This is a genomic window from Erysipelothrix enhydrae (assembly GCF_035066605.1).
In the GTDB taxonomy this organism is placed as follows: Bacteria; Bacillota_I; Bacilli_A; order Erysipelotrichales; family Erysipelotrichaceae; genus Erysipelothrix; species Erysipelothrix amsterdamensis.
On record NZ_CP125807.1, the window covers coordinates 1,031,071 to 1,050,670 of the forward strand.

Annotated in this window: 21 protein-coding genes and 1 riboswitch; of the genes, 20 read left to right on the forward strand and 1 reads right to left on the reverse strand. The window is 37.7% G+C overall.

Annotated features, from left to right (window positions below; all coding sequences use genetic code 11):
• Nucleotides 1–70 precede the first annotated feature (70 nt).
• The 6 genes from LLS04_RS05125 to LLS04_RS05150 all read left to right on the forward strand — a co-directional run bounded on the left by LLS04_RS05125 (nt 71) and on the right by LLS04_RS05150 (nt 5,738).
• Nucleotides 71–439: a ribonucleotide reductase stimulatory protein gene (locus tag LLS04_RS05125; protein ID WP_323610613.1), complete on the forward strand. Its 369-nt coding sequence runs from the start codon at nt 71–73 to the stop codon at nt 437–439.
• Nucleotides 436–2,550, forward strand: coding sequence for a class 1b ribonucleoside-diphosphate reductase subunit alpha (gene nrdE, locus LLS04_RS05130; protein WP_323610614.1), 2,115 nt, complete (start codon nt 436–438; stop codon nt 2,548–2,550). Before LLS04_RS05125 ends, nrdE begins: the two co-directional genes overlap by 4 nt.
• Nucleotides 2,551–2,564: 14 nt before the next feature.
• On the forward strand, nt 2,565–3,641 hold the full coding sequence (gene nrdF / locus LLS04_RS05135; RefSeq protein WP_323610615.1) for a class 1b ribonucleoside-diphosphate reductase subunit beta: 1,077 nt from the start codon (nt 2,565–2,567) through the stop codon (nt 3,639–3,641).
• A complete protein-coding gene (locus LLS04_RS05140; protein WP_323610616.1) occupies nt 3,641–3,895 on the forward strand; it encodes a glutaredoxin family protein in 255 nt (84 codons plus the stop codon). Before nrdF ends, LLS04_RS05140 begins: the two co-directional genes overlap by 1 nt.
• 51 nt (nt 3,896–3,946) lie before the next feature.
• Complete coding sequence (locus LLS04_RS05145; RefSeq protein ID WP_323610618.1) at nt 3,947–4,846, forward strand: YihY/virulence factor BrkB family protein; 900 nt, start codon at nt 3,947–3,949, stop codon at nt 4,844–4,846.
• A gap of 76 nt (nt 4,847–4,922) precedes the next feature.
• Nucleotides 4,923–5,738, forward strand: coding sequence for a mechanosensitive ion channel family protein (locus LLS04_RS05150; protein ID WP_323610621.1), 816 nt, complete (start codon nt 4,923–4,925; stop codon nt 5,736–5,738).
• 88 nt (nt 5,739–5,826) lie between these two features.
• Here LLS04_RS05150 and ybaK read toward each other — a convergent pair whose 3' ends face one another.
• Nucleotides 5,827–6,303: a Cys-tRNA(Pro) deacylase gene (ybaK, locus tag LLS04_RS05155; RefSeq protein WP_123171809.1), complete on the reverse strand. Its 477-nt coding sequence runs from the start codon at nt 6,301–6,303 to the stop codon at nt 5,827–5,829.
• 76 nt (nt 6,304–6,379) lie between these two features.
• Nucleotides 6,380–6,469, forward strand: a riboswitch (THF riboswitch).
• A gap of 42 nt (nt 6,470–6,511) precedes the next feature.
• Here ybaK and LLS04_RS05160 point away from each other — a divergent pair.
• The 14 genes from LLS04_RS05160 (at nt 6,512) to LLS04_RS05225 (ending at nt 19,599) form a co-directional block, all read left to right on the forward strand.
• The gene (locus LLS04_RS05160; RefSeq protein WP_323610625.1) at nt 6,512–7,015 is read left to right on the forward strand and encodes a folate family ECF transporter S component; all 504 of its coding nucleotides are present in this window, start codon (nt 6,512–6,514) and stop codon (nt 7,013–7,015) included.
• Nucleotides 7,016–7,051: 36 nt separating this feature from the next.
• Nucleotides 7,052–8,695, forward strand: coding sequence for a formate--tetrahydrofolate ligase (locus tag LLS04_RS05165; RefSeq protein ID WP_323610626.1), 1,644 nt, complete (start codon nt 7,052–7,054; stop codon nt 8,693–8,695).
• A 41-nt stretch (nt 8,696–8,736) separates the two neighbouring features.
• A complete protein-coding gene (locus tag LLS04_RS05170; protein WP_323610627.1) occupies nt 8,737–9,273 on the forward strand; it encodes a hypothetical protein in 537 nt (178 codons plus the stop codon).
• A 60-nt stretch (nt 9,274–9,333) separates the two neighbouring features.
• Nucleotides 9,334–11,514, forward strand: a complete 2,181-nt coding sequence (locus LLS04_RS05175) for a Tex family protein (RefSeq protein WP_323610628.1) — start codon at nt 9,334–9,336, stop codon at nt 11,512–11,514.
• 357 nt (nt 11,515–11,871) lie between these two features.
• Nucleotides 11,872–12,222, forward strand: coding sequence for a hypothetical protein (locus LLS04_RS05180; protein WP_323610630.1), 351 nt, complete (start codon nt 11,872–11,874; stop codon nt 12,220–12,222).
• The gene (locus tag LLS04_RS05185; protein WP_003775507.1) at nt 12,209–12,883 is read left to right on the forward strand and encodes a F0F1 ATP synthase subunit A; all 675 of its coding nucleotides are present in this window, start codon (nt 12,209–12,211) and stop codon (nt 12,881–12,883) included. The genes LLS04_RS05180 and LLS04_RS05185 overlap by 14 nt, the downstream gene beginning before the upstream one ends.
• Before the next feature lie 12 nt (nt 12,884–12,895).
• Nucleotides 12,896–13,135, forward strand: a complete 240-nt coding sequence (atpE, locus tag LLS04_RS05190; protein ID WP_323610632.1) for an ATP synthase F0 subunit C — start codon at nt 12,896–12,898, stop codon at nt 13,133–13,135.
• Nucleotides 13,136–13,155: 20 nt separating this feature from the next.
• A complete protein-coding gene (locus tag LLS04_RS05195; RefSeq protein ID WP_323610633.1) occupies nt 13,156–13,668 on the forward strand; it encodes an ATP synthase F0 subunit B in 513 nt (170 codons plus the stop codon).
• Nucleotides 13,646–14,185 (forward strand): ATP synthase F1 subunit delta, encoded by a 540-nt coding sequence (gene atpH, locus LLS04_RS05200; protein WP_323610634.1) that lies wholly within the window; start codon nt 13,646–13,648, stop codon nt 14,183–14,185. Before LLS04_RS05195 ends, atpH begins: the two co-directional genes overlap by 23 nt.
• Nucleotides 14,178–15,698, forward strand: coding sequence for a F0F1 ATP synthase subunit alpha (gene atpA / locus LLS04_RS05205; RefSeq protein ID WP_254007315.1), 1,521 nt, complete (start codon nt 14,178–14,180; stop codon nt 15,696–15,698). Before atpH ends, atpA begins: the two co-directional genes overlap by 8 nt.
• Nucleotides 15,691–16,473, forward strand: a complete 783-nt coding sequence (locus LLS04_RS05210; RefSeq protein WP_254007316.1) for a F0F1 ATP synthase subunit gamma — start codon at nt 15,691–15,693, stop codon at nt 16,471–16,473. The genes atpA and LLS04_RS05210 overlap by 8 nt, the downstream gene beginning before the upstream one ends.
• Nucleotides 16,474–17,871 (forward strand): F0F1 ATP synthase subunit beta, encoded by a 1,398-nt coding sequence (gene atpD / locus LLS04_RS05215; RefSeq protein ID WP_323610635.1) that lies wholly within the window; start codon nt 16,474–16,476, stop codon nt 17,869–17,871.
• Nucleotides 17,864–18,262, forward strand: a complete 399-nt coding sequence (atpC, locus tag LLS04_RS05220; RefSeq protein ID WP_003775494.1) for an ATP synthase F1 subunit epsilon — start codon at nt 17,864–17,866, stop codon at nt 18,260–18,262. Before atpD ends, atpC begins: the two co-directional genes overlap by 8 nt.
• Entirely contained in the window at nt 18,259–19,599 is a 1,341-nt protein-coding gene (locus LLS04_RS05225) for a TrkH family potassium uptake protein (protein ID WP_323610636.1), read from the forward strand. The genes atpC and LLS04_RS05225 overlap by 4 nt, the downstream gene beginning before the upstream one ends.
• The last annotated feature ends 1 nt before the right edge of the window (nt 19,600 follow it).

Genomic DNA, 19,600 nt, shown 5'->3' on the forward strand with positions numbered 1-19,600 from the left:
TTCATGCAATACTCAAGAATTTCGAGGAGGGTTATGTTTAAATGAAATTAGTTCGAAAGGATGTGACGATGTGATTGTAGTTTTTGACAGTTTAACAGGACAATGTCAACGATTTGCGGAAAAACTTGGTGTTCCTTGTATTGATATCTTAGACTATGAACCGACAGATGAAGACGTCTTTCTAGTAACCCGATCTTGGGATTTCGGAAAGGTAACGGAAGAGACCAAAGTATTTTTAGAACACGAAGCCGCAAAGGTTATTGGCCTTGCGGTAGGTGGCAATCGCAATTGGGGCACAAACTTCGGTGCAGCAGGCGATAAAATTCATAATGAATATAACATTGAACTTGTATTAAAGTTTGAAGGATCAGGATTCACAAAAGATGTGGAGCTTGTTCAACAGTGGATAGAATCTTATAAGGGGAGGACAAACAAATGACAGTACAAAATAAATCAAATCAAATTCCAGAATGGGTAATTCTGAATAATCAAATTGTTGATGGCGACGGTAATATTAAAGATTTAAATAAAGATAAAGAGGCAGTACGTTCGTACTTCTTAAACGAAATCAATAAGAAAACTCAGTTTTTTCACTCTTTGGAAGAAAAGCTCGAATATCTTACAACCAATGATTACTATGAAACAGAATTTTTAGAAAAGTATACGTTTGAACAAATCCAGGCGGTATATGATATCGCATATGATGCGAAATTTCGTTTCCCAACATACATGGGTGCATTTAAGTTCTATAATGATTATGCTCTAAAGTCGATTGATGCGGAACGTGTATTTTTAGAACGATATGAAGACCGCCTTTCAGTCATTGCGCTTTACCACGCAAATGGTGATTTTGAATTAGCGAAAAAATTGATTACATCGTTAATTGCTCAAGACTTTACACCCGCTACGCCCACACTTTTAAACACAGGTAAGAAAAAACGGGGTGAGTTTGTTTCATGTTTCCTACTCGAAGTGGATGACTCGCTCAATGATATTGCACGGGTTCAAGAGTTTGCAATGCAACTTTCGAAATTAGGAGGCGGTGTTTCAATCAACCTTACAAATTTACGTGCCAAGGGTGAATCCATTAAAGATATTCCTAATGTTGCGAAAGGTGTTGTCGGGGTAGCGAAGCTTTTAGATAATGCGTTCCGATATGCTGATCAAATGGGTCAACGTCAAGGTGCTGGTGCTGTTTATCTCAACGTATTCCATGCCGATATTGAAGATTTCTTACAAACAAAAAAATTAAATGCTGATGATGACGTACGCGTTAAAACATTATCAATGGGTGTTGTAATGCCTGATAAAATGATTGAATTAGCACGCGAAGATAAAGACATGTATGTCTTTTATCCTCATACTGTATATAAAGAATATGGTATTCCATTCTCAGATGTTGCGATTAAAATGGATGAATGGTACGACAAATTGGTTGAGAATCCTAATGTACGTAAGCGTAAAATCAATCCACGTAAATTATTTGATATGATTGCGCAATTACAAGGTGAATCGGGTTATCCTTACATAATGTATGCAGATAACGTAAATAAAGAGAATCCACTTGCGCATCCCATCAAATTTTCAAATCTTTGTACTGAAATCTTGCAACCATCTATCGTATCCCATTACGGTGATTACCACCGTCGTGACGAAGATGAAATTGGCTTAGACATTTCATGTAACCTTGCCAGCGGTCATATGGGGAATATGATTAAAAACAACTCAATTAAAGAAACTGTATTTGCAGCGATGGAAATTATGAATTCTGTTTCTGAGAAAACAAATATTGCGCATGTTCCTGCAGTAGCACGTGCAAACCGCATTATGCGTAGTGTTGGTTTTGGAGTCATGGGTCACCATGGTTATATTGCGGAAAACTTTATTGCTTACGGAAGTGAGGAAGATATCGATTTAATTGATGTATTCTTTAGTTTGATTAATTATTACAGTCTTGTTCATTCAATGGAAAAAGCAAAAGAAACGGGAGAGAAATTCTACGGTTTCGAGCGCAGTTCTTATGCAGATGGCAGTTATTTCAACGATCGAGGTCAAGTATTACCCAAAACTGAAGTCGTGAAGGGACTTCTGGTAGATGTGGAAATCCCAACGGATGAAGACTGGACACAATTAAAAGAAGATGTGATGACTTATGGTTTATATAACTCTAATCGTCTTGCGGTTGCTCCAAATGGATCGATTGCATATGTGATGAGTGCAACCCCTTCATTAACACCGATTAAGCAAGTTGTGGAAGAACGTACTTATGGAAACTCAAAAACATACTTCCCAATGCCAGCTGCAGATGTTGCAGGGTTTATGTATGAATCGGCATATCAAATGGATAAGTATAAGATCATTGACGTTATTGCAACGGCTCAGAAACATGTTGATCAAGGAATTTCGTTTGAACTGTGCATCACTTCAGATGAAACGACACGAAGTCTTCAACGTTATTATCTTTATGCACATTACCAAGGGATTAAGACGTTGTATTATACACGAACACAAAAACTAAGAATTGATGAATGTGAAAGTTGTGCAGTTTAAGGAGGAGGAAAACGATGATGTTGAAGCAAATTAATGAGATTAAAGCAAATCGTGAATATGATGGTGCGAATTGGAATGAACATGAAGATAATTTTACACAAACGTTTTACGAACAAAATTTAAGTCAGTTTTGGAGACCTGAAGATATCAGTCTTCAGCCGGATCTAAATCTATGGGCAAGCTTGCCTGAAGATGTGAAACTGGCATACGGCCGAAACTTATTAGTACTTACCTTCTTAGATACCTATCAAGGGGATATCGGAATGCCGGTAGTATCGCGTTCGATTGACCACAAGTATCATCAACGTAAGTCTGTATTGAACTTTATGGCTGCCATGGAAAATGCAGTTCATGCGAAAAGTTATTCAAATATTTTTATGACCTATATGAAAAATGAAGAAATTGATGATCTTTACCGTTGGGGTGAACAAAATAAGAATATGCAAAATATTCTCGCATTAATCATTGGTTATTATGAAAATCTGGACCGCCTTACTTATCGTAAACAGTATGCGGATTTAGGTGAACCGGTAGATGATTTTGAGTTTGATGTAGCGCAATGGAAAGCGATGGTTGCAAGTGTATTCTTGGAGTCATGTCTTTTCTATAGTGGTTTCTATTATCCGCTTTATTTCTATGGTCAAGGGAAGTTGATGCAAGCAGGTGAAATTATTAATCTTATTTTACGTGATGAGAGTATCCATGGACTTTATATCGGGAACTTAGCTATGGAATTATATCGCAAGTTTGATGCGGAAACACAAGCATCACTTTATGAATGGCTTACAACCTATCTTGATGCAATCTATGAGGAAGAAGTAGAGCTGATTGAAGCGATTTACGATCCGGTAGAGTTATCACACGACGTTAAGATCTTTGTTCGTTATAATGCGAATAAAGCAATGATGAATCTTGGTTTTGATGCATACTATGAATATGAAGAAGTAAACCCAGTTGTGCTTAATGGGTTAAACACAGAAACAAAAACAATGGATAACTTCTCCATGAAGGGAAATGGTTATCAGAAAATGAAATCAGAGTCATTACATGATGATGACTTCTTCTTTGATAAAGAAAGGATTGCACGATAATGACAAAAATAATGATGTTAACTCAGGACAATTGTCCTAAATGTATGGCGCTAAAAAATTACTTAGAGTTGGGACTTCGAAATAAATATACAGAACACATCGAAGTGGTAAAGCGTGAAGACGATCCTGAACGTTTTAAATCAATCGCTCTAGAACACGGTATTATGGCGACACCTGTATTAATTGGTGGTGGCGAGGTACTGGTTGATACCAATCCATCAAAAGTAAACGCATTTTTCGAAAAAATCATTTAGACTGGAATTATTCCAGTCTTTTTGTTACATTGGTATAAGGAGAAGTGGTGCATGAAAAAATTCATTAAAAAAATCCAAACCGTTATGGAAATGATGTCTTCAAACGAGGGGACACTCTTTACATATGCTTTGGCGTATTCAATTATTGTGGGTATTGCACCGTTTATCATTATATCGGTGGTGTTTGTAGGAACCTATGTTTATGACGTATCACAGATTATTCAACTCTTACAACGATATGTACCAGCGGATTTAATTCTGCCTTTTGTGGACTATATTCAAACTTCAGATTTATCGAATTTATGGTTGATTGTTTCATTACTGGGTGTATCAATCTGGGTTGCATCAAAAAGTATCTATTCATTTCTGCTTTTAAGCAGTGAACAAGATGGCGTCAACATCAATCATTTCTTTTTAAGAATTTTAGCTTGTGTCTACTTTATTATGATTGTTTTAGGGATTATGGCGTTTGGTATCTTAATCGGCTATGTTCCATTTATCAATAAATTTACAACACCGATCGTCATTACATTTTTCTTTGTTTTCTTCTATCGACTGTTATCGTTTAAATATACTCGATTTCGTGATGTAATTTGGGGTTCAGCCATTACTTCAATTGTCTTAATTTTATTAGGGCGATTGTTCTTTGTGTATATTAATCAATACTCGAATTATCAAACTATCTACGGTCCACTCGCATCGATGATGATTCTCTTGATTTCAGGTTGGATTATTGCATGGGTTGTCTTTTTTGGATATTGTATTAATTATGTTGTTCGTGATGATACACTACCTGTTCAAGGAAAACATCGTCTTATTTCGATTCTTGAAAAGACGAATGAGAAAATTGATGAGCGAGAAGAGAAGTTTATTCATGACCATATTGAGCGAAGTCGTGATCAAAAATCATTACCAAAAGACGAAGAAAAAACAGAAGAGCTTCAAGATTAAGAAACACTGTGGTGTTTCTTTTTGAATTGTATTAGAAACGAAACCTTGGTAAACTATTTAAAGGGAGTTGAAGTTTATGGAAAATATCATATTATTTTTTGAAAAACCGATTGTTTTACGTTTGATAAGCATTGCATTAACGCTGCTTATTGTGTTTGTGATTGTTCGAGTCATACGTAGAAGTTTAATTAAAATTGAAAATAAAGTACCACTTGGGAAACAGCAACGAACTGTATACCCAATCATTTCAAGAACACTGGTGTATGTTGTTTATTTCATTGCGTTTATCATAATTTTAGAAACAATTGGATTGGATACAAAACCGATTCTTGCGGTCACAAGTATTGGAAGTGTTGCGGTAGGGTTTGGTGCGCAACAACTTGTAAAGGATGTCATTAATGGATTCTTTATTCTATCTGAGAATCAATTTAATGTTGGTGATGTGGTTTCGTTGTCAGATGTGACAGGAACGGTTGAAGACATCACATTACGTACGACGCGTTTACGCAATGGCACTGATGGTAAGGTTTATATCATACCCAATGGTGAGATTAAGATGGTTACAAATATGTCGAAAGAGTATATGTTTGCGGTTGTCAATGTACCCGTTCCTTACGATAAAGATCTGGATACTATTTTAGAAGTTTTAAATGATACCGTGAAACACTACCAAAATCCGGGTTCAATCATGCAGACACCGATTGTACAGGGTGTTACAGAATATGAGGAAAGCTCATTAAATATACGGATTACATGTAAAACGTATGTGGGTAAGAATTGGGCGGTGGAACGCGATCTGCGACGTGTTATTATCTATGCACTTGAGGCACATGATATTTCACTACCATTTCCAACACGTACTGTTTATGTTGAACAAGATTTATCCAACTAGCTTTCTACACATGCATCAAAAAAGTAAACACGCATTTAAGGTGTTTGCTTTTTTTTGAATGCATCAATTTTAGTGAATGGTAATGTTATTAATTCTCAACAGCGGTAATGGCACCTGTTTTCGCACCGATGAGTTCAATCAAAGTTTCGGGTTTCATTTCAATTTGTGTGCCGATGCGGCCTCCAGAAAAAATGATGGTATCAAAGAGCAGACAGGTTTCATCGATAATCGTTGGAAATTGTTTTTTCATACCAATCGGTGAACAACCACCGCGTACATAGCCCGTCAAATCAAAGAGCTCTTTTACATGGAGCAGTTCGAGTTTCTTAACACCCAATCCTTTGGCACATGCTTTAAGATCGATATGATCTGCCACAGGGATCAAAGCTACATAGTAGCTGTTTCCATTGTGTAAGACAATGGTTTTAAAGACCCGTTCGACAGATTCTTGGATTTGTTCAGCAACAGAGATGCCATCAATATTGATGCCATCACTTTGATATTCGCGCATTTGATACACTATTTTCTTTTGATCAAGAATGCGCATTGCGTTCGTTTTTTTCATAGTCAATACACCTCATTTGAGTATATAGTAACATAAGTTGATTTCTTAGGGCAGTCTTGGTATTCTTTATTTATCAAGCAAAGTAAATGACACGCGTTAAGTGCATACAGATGGGAAGTTGCTGTATGACGAAGCGAAAGCGCGGTGTGTTATTGCGTCCGTTGCGAGACCTTTTCTTTTTGCTTGACAAAGAAAAGAGGGATTTATTATGAATACACGAAAACTGACTCATCTTGCGATGTTTGTGGTGCTACAAGTCGTTGTTTCACGATTTTTATCAATACCCACACCCATTGTTAAGATAAGTTTTACGTATGTACCCATGGCGATTGCGGGGTATTTATATGGTTGGTTATTTGGTGGGGTGGCCGCTGCTCTGGCTGATGTCTTAGGAGCGATGCTGTTCCCACAAAGCGGTGCCTATTTTCCAGGGTTTACGATTTCTGCATTTATTATTGGAGCGATGTATGGATTATTGAAAGATTCAGATTGCAGCTGGTCCGTTATTATTGGGATTGCACTTTTTAATACAATTGTGATTAATTTGTTATTGAATACGTATTGGTTAAGTTTGATTCTTGGTAAGAGTTATCTAGCGATGATACCAATTCGCGTAACGAAATCTTTCGTCATGCTTCCCATTAAAATTTTTGTACTGAAAAAGGGTTTGGATTATATGAAACCTTACAAATCACGATTAACTAAAGCATAGGATTCCTATGCTTTCTTATATTTAAGGAGGAATGTTATGAAAACAGATGTAGAGATATCAGAAATGACGAAAAGGATACCGGTCCAATCCGTGGCGGATAAACTGGGTGTATCTGCGTCTTTGGTTGAACCTTACGGACAAAGTAAAGCGAAACTGTCACTGGATATTATGGAACGTCCTGAGAAGGGGAAGTTAATTCTTGTGACTGCCATTAACCCAACACCAGCTGGCGAAGGGAAGACCACGGTAAATATTGGTCTTTCGATGGCTTTAAACCGTTTGGGGGTATCTGCAATCAGCGCCCTACGCGAACCCTCTTTGGGTCCTTGTTTTGGTATGAAAGGCGGTGCAACGGGTGGTGGTTATGCTCAGGTTGTACCGATGGATGATATTAATCTTCACTTTACAGGAGATTTCCATGCGATTACGTCCGCACACAACCTTCTTGCTGCTTTAATTGATAACCATATCTATCATGGAAATGAGATGGGTGTTGATCCGCATCGTATTGTTTGGCATCGTGTTATGGATATGAACGATCGTTCCTTACGTGAATTGGAAATCATTGGAAAGCGTGTCTCACATCGAACTTCTTTTGACATTACGGTAGCGTCAGAGATTATGGCGATTTTATGTCTGGCAGAAAATATGGATGACTTGAAACAACGTTTAAGTCGTATTGTTGTGGGTTATACGTTTGATGGAGCTGTTTTAACGGCTCGTGATTTTGATGCGGTGGGTGCAATGTCGTTGCTTCTAAAAGATGCAATGAAACCTAATTTAGTGCAAACAACGGAGAATACACCCGCTTTGATTCATGGTGGACCGTTTGCGAATATTGCGCATGGTTGTAATTCAGTGATTGCGACACGCATGGCTCTCAAATTAAGCGACTATGTTGTCACAGAAGCGGGATTCGGGGCTGATCTAGGGGCTGAGAAGTTTTATGATATAAAATGTCGAAGCGCAAATCTAGTCCCAGATGCCACAGTTTTAGTCGCGACAATTCGTGCTCTTAAATATAATGGTGGTGTCGCACTTTCTGAATTAAGTAGCGAAAATGTCGCAGCGCTCAAGGAAGGGTCAAAAAATTTAATTCAACACTTTGAAAATTTGAAAAAGTTTTCTGATAATGTCGTCATCGCAATTAATCAATTTGAATCGGATACAGACGCAGAAATCGAATACTTAATTCAGCTGGGAGATAAGCTTGGATGCGAAGTAATCTTAACGAGCGTATTTTCTGAAGGTGGAAAAGGTGGTGAAGCCTTGGGACGTGCTGTGATTGAAATGTGTAACAAACCATCTCAATTTAAACCTCTATACCCTTTAAGCAGGGATCTTAAACAAGAAATCGAAACGGTAGCGCAAGAAATCTATCGTGCGGATTCCGTATCTTATTCGAATCTTGCTCTTGAGAAACTTAAGGATATTGAAGCACGATACCCTAGTGGTCTTCCTATTTGTATTGCGAAAACTCAAACCTCATTCAGTGATGACCCTAAAAAACTCAATGCACCTGCAAACTTTTCTGTTCATGTGCGTGATGTCCGATTAGCAGCGGGTGCAGGCTTTGTAGTTGTGTTACTCGGCAACATTTTAACGATGCCTGGTTTACCAAAGCATCCAAATGCGGTGGATATGGATTATGTTGATGGCAAGGTGACTGGATTGCGTTAAAAGTTGTGCTATAATATTTTCATTAATATTTGAGGTGAATTGTGGAACGTAAAGAAGTTTATATTGTGTTAAGTGATACAGGGAGTCTTTTAACTCGAATTATCAAGATGGTTACAGGTGCTCCTTATAATCATGTTTCAATATCATTTGATGCTTCGTTGCATACGCTGTATAGTTTTGGTCGGAAACAACCTCACAATCCTTTTTGGGGAGGGTTTGTGAAGGAGAGTTTTTACGAGGGAACGTTTAAGCGATTTAAGAATACGCGTTGTTTGGTTCTTAAACTTGATGTTGAATCGGAGACGTATGCACTTTTAAAGGCAAATGTCGGGGTGTTTGTGGAAAATATGGATGCATACCACTATAATTTTGTGGGGCTTGTTGGTGCGGCGTTTAACCGTCGCATCGCGCGTGAAAATGGGTATTATTGCTCAGAGTTTGTCGCGGAGGTTATGGAACAGGCTAATCTTGTGTTTTGGGAAACCCCTAATTATCTTGTGCAACCTTATGATTTCACGAAAGTTGAAGCGTTTGAGGTTGTATATGAAGGCTTACTAGCAGAATTTTCAAAAGCGTGATACACGCTTTTTTATTTTGATTAAGGTGTGTTAAAATAGGGGTAGAAGTGAGGAAATTAAATGGAAAAAAATATAGTTGATTTACTCAAGAAAGAGCTTAAAGAGTACGGTCCGCATCAAATTGATGCGGTTTTAAAATTATTAGCTGATGGTAATACAGTACCTTTTATCGCGCGTTACCGTAAAGAAGTTACGGGAACACTGGATGAAGTACAAATTCGTGAAATTGAAGAGCGTCATCGATATCTTGAATCATTAGAATCGCGTAAAGAGGAAGTGTTGCGTCTTATTGATGAGCAAGGTAAGTTAACCGATGATTTGGCGTTAGAAATCGGTAAAGCGACAGTACTTCAAAAAGTTGAAGATTTATACCGTCCTTATAAGCAAAAACGTCGTACAAAGGCGACAATTGCTAAGGAAAAAGGCTTGGAGCTACTAGCCGATTACGTTTTATCCTGTCCTTATGATTTCAACCTTGAAACAAACGGAACACCGTATCTAAGCGATGAATTTGAGTTAAATACGCTGGAAGAAGTATACCAAGGCGTGCATGAAATTATTGCGGAACGTGTTGGGGATGAACCTGCATTTCGCGAATGGATTCGTGATTTTTCAATCAAAACCGGTGTTTTAACGACAGCACTTAAAGATGAATCGAAAGATGAACGTCATGTGTATGAGATGTATTATGAATTTACACAACCCGTCAAAAATGCTGCTTCTCACCGTGTTTTAGCGGTGAATCGCGCCGAAAAAGAGGGTGTCATTAAAGTTGATATTGTTGTAGATGAAACCAAAATCATGCGTTATCTGGATCATCAAATCATCGCGAATAAAACCGATTCGCCAACCGTTCAAATGGTTCGAGATGCATACGAAGATAGTTATAAGCGATTTATAAAACCTGCGATAGAACGTGAAGTGCGCAATATGTTAACCGAAGAAGCAGATAAACAAGCAATTTCAATTTTTGGTGAAAACCTACGGAATTTGTTATTGCAAGCACCTTTAAAAGGGCGTACAGTTATGGGATTTGATCCTGCTTATCGTACAGGATGTAAGCTTGCTATCGTTGATGAAACTGGTAAAGTTCTAGCAATTGATGTTATTTATCCACATAATCCTGCACCAGCGCATAAACAACGTGAAGCTGCACAAATTTTTGTTAATCTCATAGAAAAATATCAGGTTGATATGGTTGCGATTGGTAATGGTACCGCAAGTCGTGAGTCTGAAGTTTTTGTCGCGGAAAACCTTAAGAATGTTAAAACCAAAACGTTCTATCTGATCGTTAATGAAGCTGGTGCATCCGTCTATTCTGCAAGTGACATTGCGCGTAAAGAATTTCCGGATCTTCAAGTTGAACAACGATCTGCGGTAAGTATTGCACGAAGAATTCAAGATCCATTAGCAGAACTCGTTAAAATTGATCCGAAGTCTGTTGGTGTAGGACAATATCAACATGATGTTAGTCAGAAAAACTTATCAAACCAGTTAGATTTTGTGGTTGAAACAGCAGTTAACCAAGTTGGTGTGGATGTGAATACGGCAAGTCCGCAATTACTCGAACATGTTGCGGGATTAACGAAAACTACAGCGCAAAATATTGTATCGTACCGTGAGGAAAATGGCTCATTTGATTCGCGTACAAAAATTAAAAAAGTACCACGTTTAGGACCCAAATCATTTGAGCAAGCAATCGGATTTCTTCGCATACCTAAAGGGAAAAACATTTTAGATAATACTGGAATTCACCCTGAAACCTATGTCATCACGAAACAACTTTTAAGTGATGAGGGAATTGCACTCAAAGACTTAGGGACGGAAGCGACACGAAAACACTTAGAGTCGTTATCAATCAATGAATTATCTGAGAAATACGATTTAGGTAAAGAGACACTCAGCGATATTCTTAAAGCGTTGATTGCTCCAGGACGCGATATGCGTGATGAGATGAGTGGTCCGCTTTTACGTTCTGATGTTTTAACAATGGAAGATTTGAAACCGGGAATGGAACTCAACGGTACCGTTCGTAATGTCGTCGACTTTGGAGCATTTGTAGATATTGGTGTTAAACAAGACGGACTCGTTCATATTTCTAAATTAAGTGATCAGTTTGTTAAGCATCCAACGGATGTCGTTGCGGTTGGTGATGTTGTGAAGGTTTGGGTTGTTGATGTAGATGCAGCAAAACAACGTGTGCAACTTTCAATGATTCCGCTTTCGCAAGCGAATAAATAATGTGAAACTGCGGTCATCTGTTAGAGATGATTGCAGTTTTTTTTATTGATTATCAAGCATACTGTCAATAAACAATAAAAATACAACTTTAAATTGTTAAGTTTGTGTTAAAATTAGTCGTCGAAAAGTCGGTTTTTCTATCCTATTTATATATGGGCAAATTTAAGCCTTTTATTTCCTTGTTGTTGTACATTCCACGGTGCATTATTCATTGAAAAATAACCTTCAATGTGTTACGATTTACCCGTATTCACAGTGTTGAATGAAGGAGTCGATAACCCGTTATGAATGTCTAACTTTTTTTACAGAAAGTGGATGCGAACAAAACGGGGTTTTTTTGAGATTATGGAGGTGCTTATGGCAAAGAAAATTAAAGTTGGTGTGATTGCGATTGTGGCAATGATTCTGATGTTCTTTGATTGGCGAATGACTCTTGGTTGGCTCATTGGCTGGGCATGTCTATTAACGCTAGGATTTTTCAGAGAAAAATTTTATGCGATTATTCTCGATGAAGATCAGTTTATTGTAGGTAAATATGTACGGTACATCATATTTGTATTTGTAATCTTATGGTTACCACTATTGCTTGCATTTATGTTTCCTAATGCAATTAACCCGTATGCATTAGCGGCATCGTATTTGATTGATCGACTCATATTATTTATGTCGGGATTATTTACAAAGGAGAATAAGCATGGTACAGAGTGAACTCTATTCAGTCTTGATCTTAACAGTTGCTGTCTCCGCCTTGTTTTATGTTATTGGTACTAAGCTTAAAGATTTAACGCTTGAGGAACGTCCGAAAGGATTAGCCCTTAAAGCAGTTCTTTATGTTCAAACCATAACTACGTTTACTGTGCAGAACATGGGAGAAAAACATGGGAAGCGCATGGCGGCGTACATTGGGAGTGTGTTTATTTACATTCTCTTAGCAAATATGATGGGTTTAACGGGATTAGAAGCACCGACAAGTAACTATAGTGTTACACTCGTTCTCGCAATTATAACGTTTGTTCTCATCCAAATTGCAAAGATTGACGCGAATGGTGCCAAGGGATATATCAAAGGTTTCTTTGAACCATTCTTCCCGTTTGTAATTCCAAACTTTTTCGGTACTGTTGCACCGCTCATAAGTTTGTCATTACGTTTATTTGGGAACGTATTATCGGGAACGGTCATTATGACATTACTCTATACGTTTACAGCGTGGTTAAGTAGTTTTGTTCCAGTAATTGGTGGATTCAACTTTATGGGTGTTATAGTAGCCCCAGTATTGCATTTATATTTTGATTTATTTTCTGCATTTTTGCAGGCATTTATATTTATTTCATTGACATCAATTTTAATTGCTGTCGAGTATTCAGAATAAGGAGGATTTAAAATGGATACAGTTAGTGTTGGTAGAGGGTTAGTAGCGATTGCTGCTGCTTTAGCGGTTATGACAGGGATTTTCTCAACAATTGGACAAGGTTATGCAGCGGCTAAAGCTGTAGAAGCAGTTGGAAAAAATCCAGAAGCAGAAAGTAAAATCCGTGCTATGTTAATTCTTGGTGCTGGTATTGCTGAAACAGCTGCTATTTATGGTATGTTAATTTCATTCTTGTTAATCTTTGTATTTTAGTAAGATATTAGGAGGGTTCTATGACTATCGATATTGCACAAAAGTTAATGCCAAATCTCTTGACGATGGCAGCTCAGCTTGGTGCTACATTCGTAATATATTTGATGTATAAAAAATATTTACACGAACCTGTTCAAGAATACTTAGAAAAACGTTCGGAATTAATTGAGAGCGAAGTAAAAGAAGCAGAAGCACTTAAGCTAGAATCAAAAAAACTTAAAGAAGAACAACGTCATGAGTATGTTGTCGCAATGGAGCGCCTGAAAAAAATTGAAGGTGACATGATGGCCGATGCTGAAGCAAAACGTAAAGATATTATTGCGTCTGCTCAGGTAGAAATCGATCGCCGTCAGGCTGCATTGCAAAAAGAATATGAATTAGAAAAGAAAAAACTTTATACAGAAGTTCAACAGTACATGCTTGAAGTTGCAGTAGATGTAAATCGTAAGGTTTTACAAGATACAGCACTTAATAATACGAAGATGATGGATGATCTTGCGAAGGAAATGAATGCTTATGATTATAAGTACTAAAGTCTACGCAGAAGCACTTTATCAAGTAGGGGTTGAAACACGTAAACCTCTCGAATTCTATGAAGCGTTACAAACATTTCAAGAATTTTTGAACGATGAAGAATTTAATCGTATTATGGTAGCGACGTTTTTAGATCAGAATGCGTTGACACCAGTATGGAATGAATTGGGAAAATCATTTCCTCAAGAGGTTGTGAAATTTCTTGGCATGATTCAAGATGCGAAACTTATGAGCGATTTTAGTCGTGTTGTACGCGAATATCGTGATTTCCTTGAAGAAGGTAAGCATCTCAATGTTGTTGAAGTTACAAGTCCAAATGTTTTAACTGAGGACGAAAAAGACCAATTGATGCATAATTTGAAAGCACGATACAAAGGTGTTTTTGAAATTGCATATCATGTTGATGATTCGTTGATTAATGGTCTTGTGGTTCGTGTCAACCATGATATTTATGACACAAGTATTAAAAGTAAGTTGGATCGAATCTTAAACCAGGGAGGATTAGAGAATGAGTAACCAAACTGAAAACATCTTACAGATGTTAAAGGAAAAAATTAGTACTATCGAATTTGATGAAGCCAATGTTGATGTTGGTAAAGTCTTCAAAGTCGGTGATGGTATTGCCTTCGTACGTGGTTTAGATCAAGTTCTATCTGGTGAGATGCTCCGTTTCAATGATGAAGTATTTGGTTTAGCTCTAAACTTAGAAGAAAACCAAGTAGGGGTTGTACTTTTAGGGAATGATAAACTCGTTAAAGAAGGGGATGTTGTTTACCGTACAAACCATATTATCGAAGTCGGTGTTGGTGATGCCCTTTTAGGACGTGTTGTTAATGCATTAGGTCAACCAATTGATGGTCAAGGACCTGTTGAAACTGTAGATGTACGTCCAATTGAACGTGTAGCTCCAGGTGTTATGACGCGTAAATCAGTGCACGAACCGCTTCATACTGGAATTAAAGTTGTTGACTCAATGATTCCTATTGGAAAAGGTCAACGTGAATTAATTATTGGAGACCGCCAAACGGGTAAAACAAGTATTGCTTTAAACGCTATTTTGAATCAAAAAGGTCAAAATGTGAAGTGTATCTATGTTGCAATTGGACAAAAAGCTTCGACTGTTGCGATGGTTGTTGAGAAACTTAAAGAACATGATGCATTGGACTATACAGTTGTTGTTTCAAGTACTGCAAGTGAATTAGCACCACTGCAATACCTTGCACCTTATACAGGATGTGCAATTGGAGAGCATTGGATGGATAATGGCGAAGATGTCCTTATTGTCTATGATGATCTTTCTAAACATGCGGTTGCTTATCGAACCATTTCATTGCTATTAAGAAGACCAGCAGGTCGTGAAGCGTATCCTGGGGATGTTTTCTATCTTCACTCACGCTTACTCGAACGTTCTGCTAAACTTAATGAAAATTACGGCGGCGGTTCAATGACTGCGTTACCAATTATTGAAACGCAAGCAGGTGATATTTCAGCTTATATCCCTACAAATGTAATTTCAATTACAGATGGTCAATTATTCTTAAACCTTGATTCATTCAACAGTGGTGTTCGTCCTGCCGTAGATAGTGGAATGTCTGTATCTCGTGTAGGATCAGCAGCACAAACTAAAGCAATGAAACATGTAGCATCGTCACTAAAACTTGAACTTGCAACGTATCATGAATTATTGAGTTTTGCTCAATTTAGTTCAGATATTGATGAAGCAACGCAAAAAACGATTGACCATGGTCGTCGTTTAACCGAGCTTCTTAAACAAGGTGCGCTTACAAAGACACCACATGAGTTGATGATTATAAGTATGTTCTTAAACAAATATGGCTATCTTGACCAATTAGAGGTTAAAGAAGTTTTAGCGTTTGAGAAACACTTACATGGTCGTTTTGTTCAAACACATGCAGATGTACTCGAACGTATTAAAAAAGACTATGTCTTGGATGATGCGTTAATTGAAGATTTGAAAACAATTATTGATGAAGAAATAAGTGATTTTAAGGCGGCGCATCATGCCTAATACTTCAGGTATAAAAAAACGTATAAAATCCATAACTTCAACTCAAAAAATTACTAAGGCGATGAAACTTGTTTCCTTAAGTAAACTACAACGCTATCGTGACCAGATGAGTGAGTTCAAAGATTACTATGAAGCTGTTACTAAAGTTTCAGAACAATTTATTCATTTTGATGAAGCGATTATTGATGATACACCACGACTTTATCTTGTCGTAATGCCAGATCTTGGATTATGTTCAGCATATACTCAAGGTTTAGCACGGAAACTATTAGAAGTTTATCGTGAAGAGGACATGGTTATTAGTCTTGGTGCACAAGCCTACGATTTTTTACAAACACGAGGTGTAAACATCATTAATCCTGAGGTGTCAAGTGAACGTATTGAACTGCACGATATTATTAAAACGATTAATCCGTTTGTATCAACACATCAAATTGTCGCTATCATACCCGAGTATGAAAATGCGATGACCCTCGAGTTTAAACTTCATATTTTGAATACAAAATCAAGTGGTCGTCGTGATGATGTCATCTATGAACCAAGCTTTGAAGAAGCATCGGAAATGATGATTAAACAATCACTGATGAGTCTCGTTAAATTTACATATCTAACTTCAAAAGTTAGTGAACATACAACACGTCGGATTGCCATGGAAAAAGCAACTGATAGTGCTCAAGATATGATTGACGATCTTGGCCGCAAGTATAATCGAGTGCGTCAAGAGGCAATCACACAAGAAATATCAGAAATTGTTTCTGGAATGGAGGTTTCTTAGATGAAAGGTCGTATCGTACAAATTGTAGGTCCTGTTGTGGATGTTCGCTTTGAAAAAGTGAACATGCCAAAACTATACAATGCTTTAAAAGTAAAACATGAATCGATGGATGTCACTCTTGAAGTGTCACAACATATTGGTAATGATTTAGCGCGTTGTATCTCAATGGGTCCTATAGATGGCTTGTCTCGTGGACTCGAAGTTGAGGATACAGGATTTGCGATCAAAGTTCCGGTCGGAAAAGAAATTTTAGGCCGCATGTTTAATGTATTGGGAGAACCAATCGATGAACAAACATTCAGCACAGAAGGTGTTGAGATGCATGAAATTCATCGTGAGGCACCACCCTTTAAAGATCAACAAACTACAAATACTGTGTTAGAAACAGGTATCAAAGTTATTGATTTACTCTGTCCGTATCCACAAGGTGGAAAAATTGGCCTTTTTGGTGGAGCGGGTGTAGGTAAAACTGTTCTAATGCAAGAATTAATTCACAATATCGCAATTGAACACAGTGGTCTTTCGGTTGTTGCGGGTGTTGGTGAACGTACTCGTGAAGGAAATGATCTATATCACGAAATGAAGGACGCTAAAGTTCTTGAAAATACTGTACTTGTTTATGGTCAAATGAATGAATCACCTGGAGCACGTATGCGCGTTGCATTATCCGCTCTAACGATGGCTGAAAACTTCCGTGATCAAAACAAACAGGATGTTTTATTATTCATTGATAATATTTTCCGATTTACGCAAGCAGGTTCAGAGGTTTCGGCTTTACTTGGTCGTATGCCATCTGCTGTTGGTTATCAACCAACACTTGCTACAGAAATGGGTCAATTACAAGAACGCATCACTTCAACAAAATCAGGATCAATTACATCAATTCAAGCGATTTATGTTCCAGCTGATGACCTTACGGACCCTGCTGCTGCCATTACATTTACGCACTTAGATGCGAAAACAGTATTGGATCGTAATATTGCAGCTCTAGGGATTTACCCAGCGGTTGATCCACTTGAATCCAGCAGTAATCTTCTATCAGAAGATGTTGTTGGTGCAGAGCATGTTTATGTTGCGACAGAGGTTCAAAAAATCTTGCAACGTTATAAAGATTTACAAGATATTATTGCAATCTTAGGTATGGACGAATTAAGTGAAGATGATAAGTTAACGGTTAACCGTGCGCGTAGGATCCGTAACTTCTTGTCCCAACCGTTCTTTGTTGCGGAAACGTTCTCCGGGATTCCGGGTTCTTATGTGCCAATTGCTGACACAATCCGTAGCTTTAAAGCGATTTTAGAGGGTGAAGTGGATCACTTACCAGAACAAGCATTCTTGTTTGCATCTACAATCGATGACGTTTACCGCAAGGCAGGCGTAACAAAAGAAAATGTTTAATCTAAAAATAGTTACACCAGAGGGAGCATACCGGAGTGTTGATGTGGAATCCATCACACTCCCAACTTCTGACGGACAACGCACGGTGCTCCAAGAACATATGGCAATTGTATTGCCAATTGAAATTGGAACAATGTATACAAAATCGAAAGATGGAAAAGAGAATTTTGCGGTTTCAGAAGGCTTGTTTACGTTTGAAAACAATCAAGGAACCCTTTTGGTTGCTACAATCGAGAGCGAAGCAGAAATTGATTTCCATCGAGCTGAACAGGCACGAATTCGTGCTGAAAAGCGTCTGAATGAAAAGAAAGAGTATGAAGATGGTCTTGATTTAAAACGTGCTCAACTTGCTCTTATGCGTTCATTATCGAGGTTGAGGTTGAAAAAATGAAACGTAAATTTAAAAAACTTACAATTCCTCAATATATTGCACTTGGTTTCGCACTAACAATTCTTGTTGGTGCGACCTTGTTGTCTTTGCCAATATCAAGTCAAAGTGGCCATGCAACAAACTTTTTGGATGCATTATTTACAGCGACATCTGCAGTATGTGTGACCGGTCAGGTTACGCTTAATACCGCAGAACATTGGAACTATTTTGGAAAAACGGTGATCATTACTTTAATTGAAATTGGTGGACTTGGGTTCATGTCAATTATCGTGATGTTTTTTGTCTTTATAGGAAAACGTTTAAACTTACGTCAACGTTTGATTGTTCGTGAAGCCATTAATACGGATAGCCTATCGGATGCGCAGTTCTTAATTCGATATATTATTCGATTTTCACTTACGATTCAAGCAATTGGTGCGGCACTTTTAGCGATTGATTTTATTCCGAGATTTGGTTTATTAAAAGGTATTTATTTCTCTGTATTCCATAGTATATCCGCATTTTGTAATGCTGGATTTGATTTATTTGGGGATAGTTTAGAAGGGTTTACTCAAAATCCACTTGTGATTCTCACAATTGGTGGACTTATAGTCGTGGGTGGCTTAGGGTTTATCGTCTGGCGTGATGTGTTATCATATCGACGGAATCGTAAATTACTTATGCATACCAAAATTACACTGATTACAACACTGTCAATCTTAGGCGTAAGTTTTTTACTCTTTTGGTTAAGTGAAAGTCGCAATGGAACCTTTGCGGATTTACCATTCCATATGCAACTTATAAATTATCTGTTTATGGCGATTACCCCGCGTACGGCAGGTTATGCGAATGTTAACTATGCGACGGTTTCGTCAATGGGTATTTTTGTTACAATTCTCTTAATGTTTATTGGTGCTTCAGCGGGTTCAACCGGTGGTGGTGTTAAAGTTACGACCGTTGCTACCATTGTACTCTTTGTTCGTGCCAAGTTAAGAGATGAACAAACACACTTTAAGAATCGATCCATCTCTCATGAAAAAGTAGAGAAGGCGCTCTTAATTGTATTTGCAGGGATTATTATGGTCTTACTTGCTTCACTCATACTTCTGATAACAGAAACGATACCTGAACGTTACGGTATTGAGTATGTGTTGGTAGAAGTATTCTCGTGTTTTGGTACTGTAGGTCTTACAATGGGCCTTACACCAAATCTTACTGTGATTGGTAAAATTGTATTAATCGTATTAATGTTTGCTGGACGTATTGGATTATTAACATTCTTCCTCTCGTTTGGTGGCCGTGCAGAAAAGAAAGAACCGTTAATTCGTTACCCTGAAGGGAATGTCTTAATCGGATAAA

Excerpts from the sequence above, each read along its gene's own strand:
- nrdE (WP_323610614.1), top strand. The coding sequence starts at position 436 with ATGACAGTACAAAATAAATCAAATCAAATTCCAGAATGGGTAATTCTG.
- nrdF (WP_323610615.1), top strand. The coding sequence starts at position 2,565 with ATGATGTTGAAGCAAATTAATGAGATTAAAGCAAATCGTGAATATGAT.
- LLS04_RS05140 (WP_323610616.1), top strand. The coding sequence starts at position 3,641 with ATGACAAAAATAATGATGTTAACTCAGGACAATTGTCCTAAATGTATG.
- LLS04_RS05145 (WP_323610618.1), top strand. The coding sequence starts at position 3,947 with ATGAAAAAATTCATTAAAAAAATCCAAACCGTTATGGAAATGATGTCT.
- LLS04_RS05150 (WP_323610621.1), top strand. The coding sequence starts at position 4,923 with ATGGAAAATATCATATTATTTTTTGAAAAACCGATTGTTTTACGTTTG.
- ybaK (WP_123171809.1), bottom strand. The coding sequence starts at position 6,303 with ATGAAAAAAACGAACGCAATGCGCATTCTTGATCAAAAGAAAATAGTG.
- LLS04_RS05160 (WP_323610625.1), top strand. The coding sequence starts at position 6,512 with ATGAATACACGAAAACTGACTCATCTTGCGATGTTTGTGGTGCTACAA.
- LLS04_RS05165 (WP_323610626.1), top strand. The coding sequence starts at position 7,052 with ATGAAAACAGATGTAGAGATATCAGAAATGACGAAAAGGATACCGGTC.
- LLS04_RS05175 (WP_323610628.1), top strand. The coding sequence starts at position 9,334 with ATGGAAAAAAATATAGTTGATTTACTCAAGAAAGAGCTTAAAGAGTAC.
- LLS04_RS05180 (WP_323610630.1), top strand. The coding sequence starts at position 11,872 with ATGGCAAAGAAAATTAAAGTTGGTGTGATTGCGATTGTGGCAATGATT.
- LLS04_RS05185 (WP_003775507.1), top strand. The coding sequence starts at position 12,209 with ATGGTACAGAGTGAACTCTATTCAGTCTTGATCTTAACAGTTGCTGTC.
- atpE (WP_323610632.1), top strand. The coding sequence starts at position 12,896 with ATGGATACAGTTAGTGTTGGTAGAGGGTTAGTAGCGATTGCTGCTGCT.
- LLS04_RS05195 (WP_323610633.1), top strand. The coding sequence starts at position 13,156 with ATGACTATCGATATTGCACAAAAGTTAATGCCAAATCTCTTGACGATG.
- atpH (WP_323610634.1), top strand. The coding sequence starts at position 13,646 with ATGCTTATGATTATAAGTACTAAAGTCTACGCAGAAGCACTTTATCAA.
- atpA (WP_254007315.1), top strand. The coding sequence starts at position 14,178 with ATGAGTAACCAAACTGAAAACATCTTACAGATGTTAAAGGAAAAAATT.
- LLS04_RS05210 (WP_254007316.1), top strand. The coding sequence starts at position 15,691 with ATGCCTAATACTTCAGGTATAAAAAAACGTATAAAATCCATAACTTCA.
- atpD (WP_323610635.1), top strand. The coding sequence starts at position 16,474 with ATGAAAGGTCGTATCGTACAAATTGTAGGTCCTGTTGTGGATGTTCGC.
- atpC (WP_003775494.1), top strand. The coding sequence starts at position 17,864 with ATGTTTAATCTAAAAATAGTTACACCAGAGGGAGCATACCGGAGTGTT.
- LLS04_RS05225 (WP_323610636.1), top strand. The coding sequence starts at position 18,259 with ATGAAACGTAAATTTAAAAAACTTACAATTCCTCAATATATTGCACTT.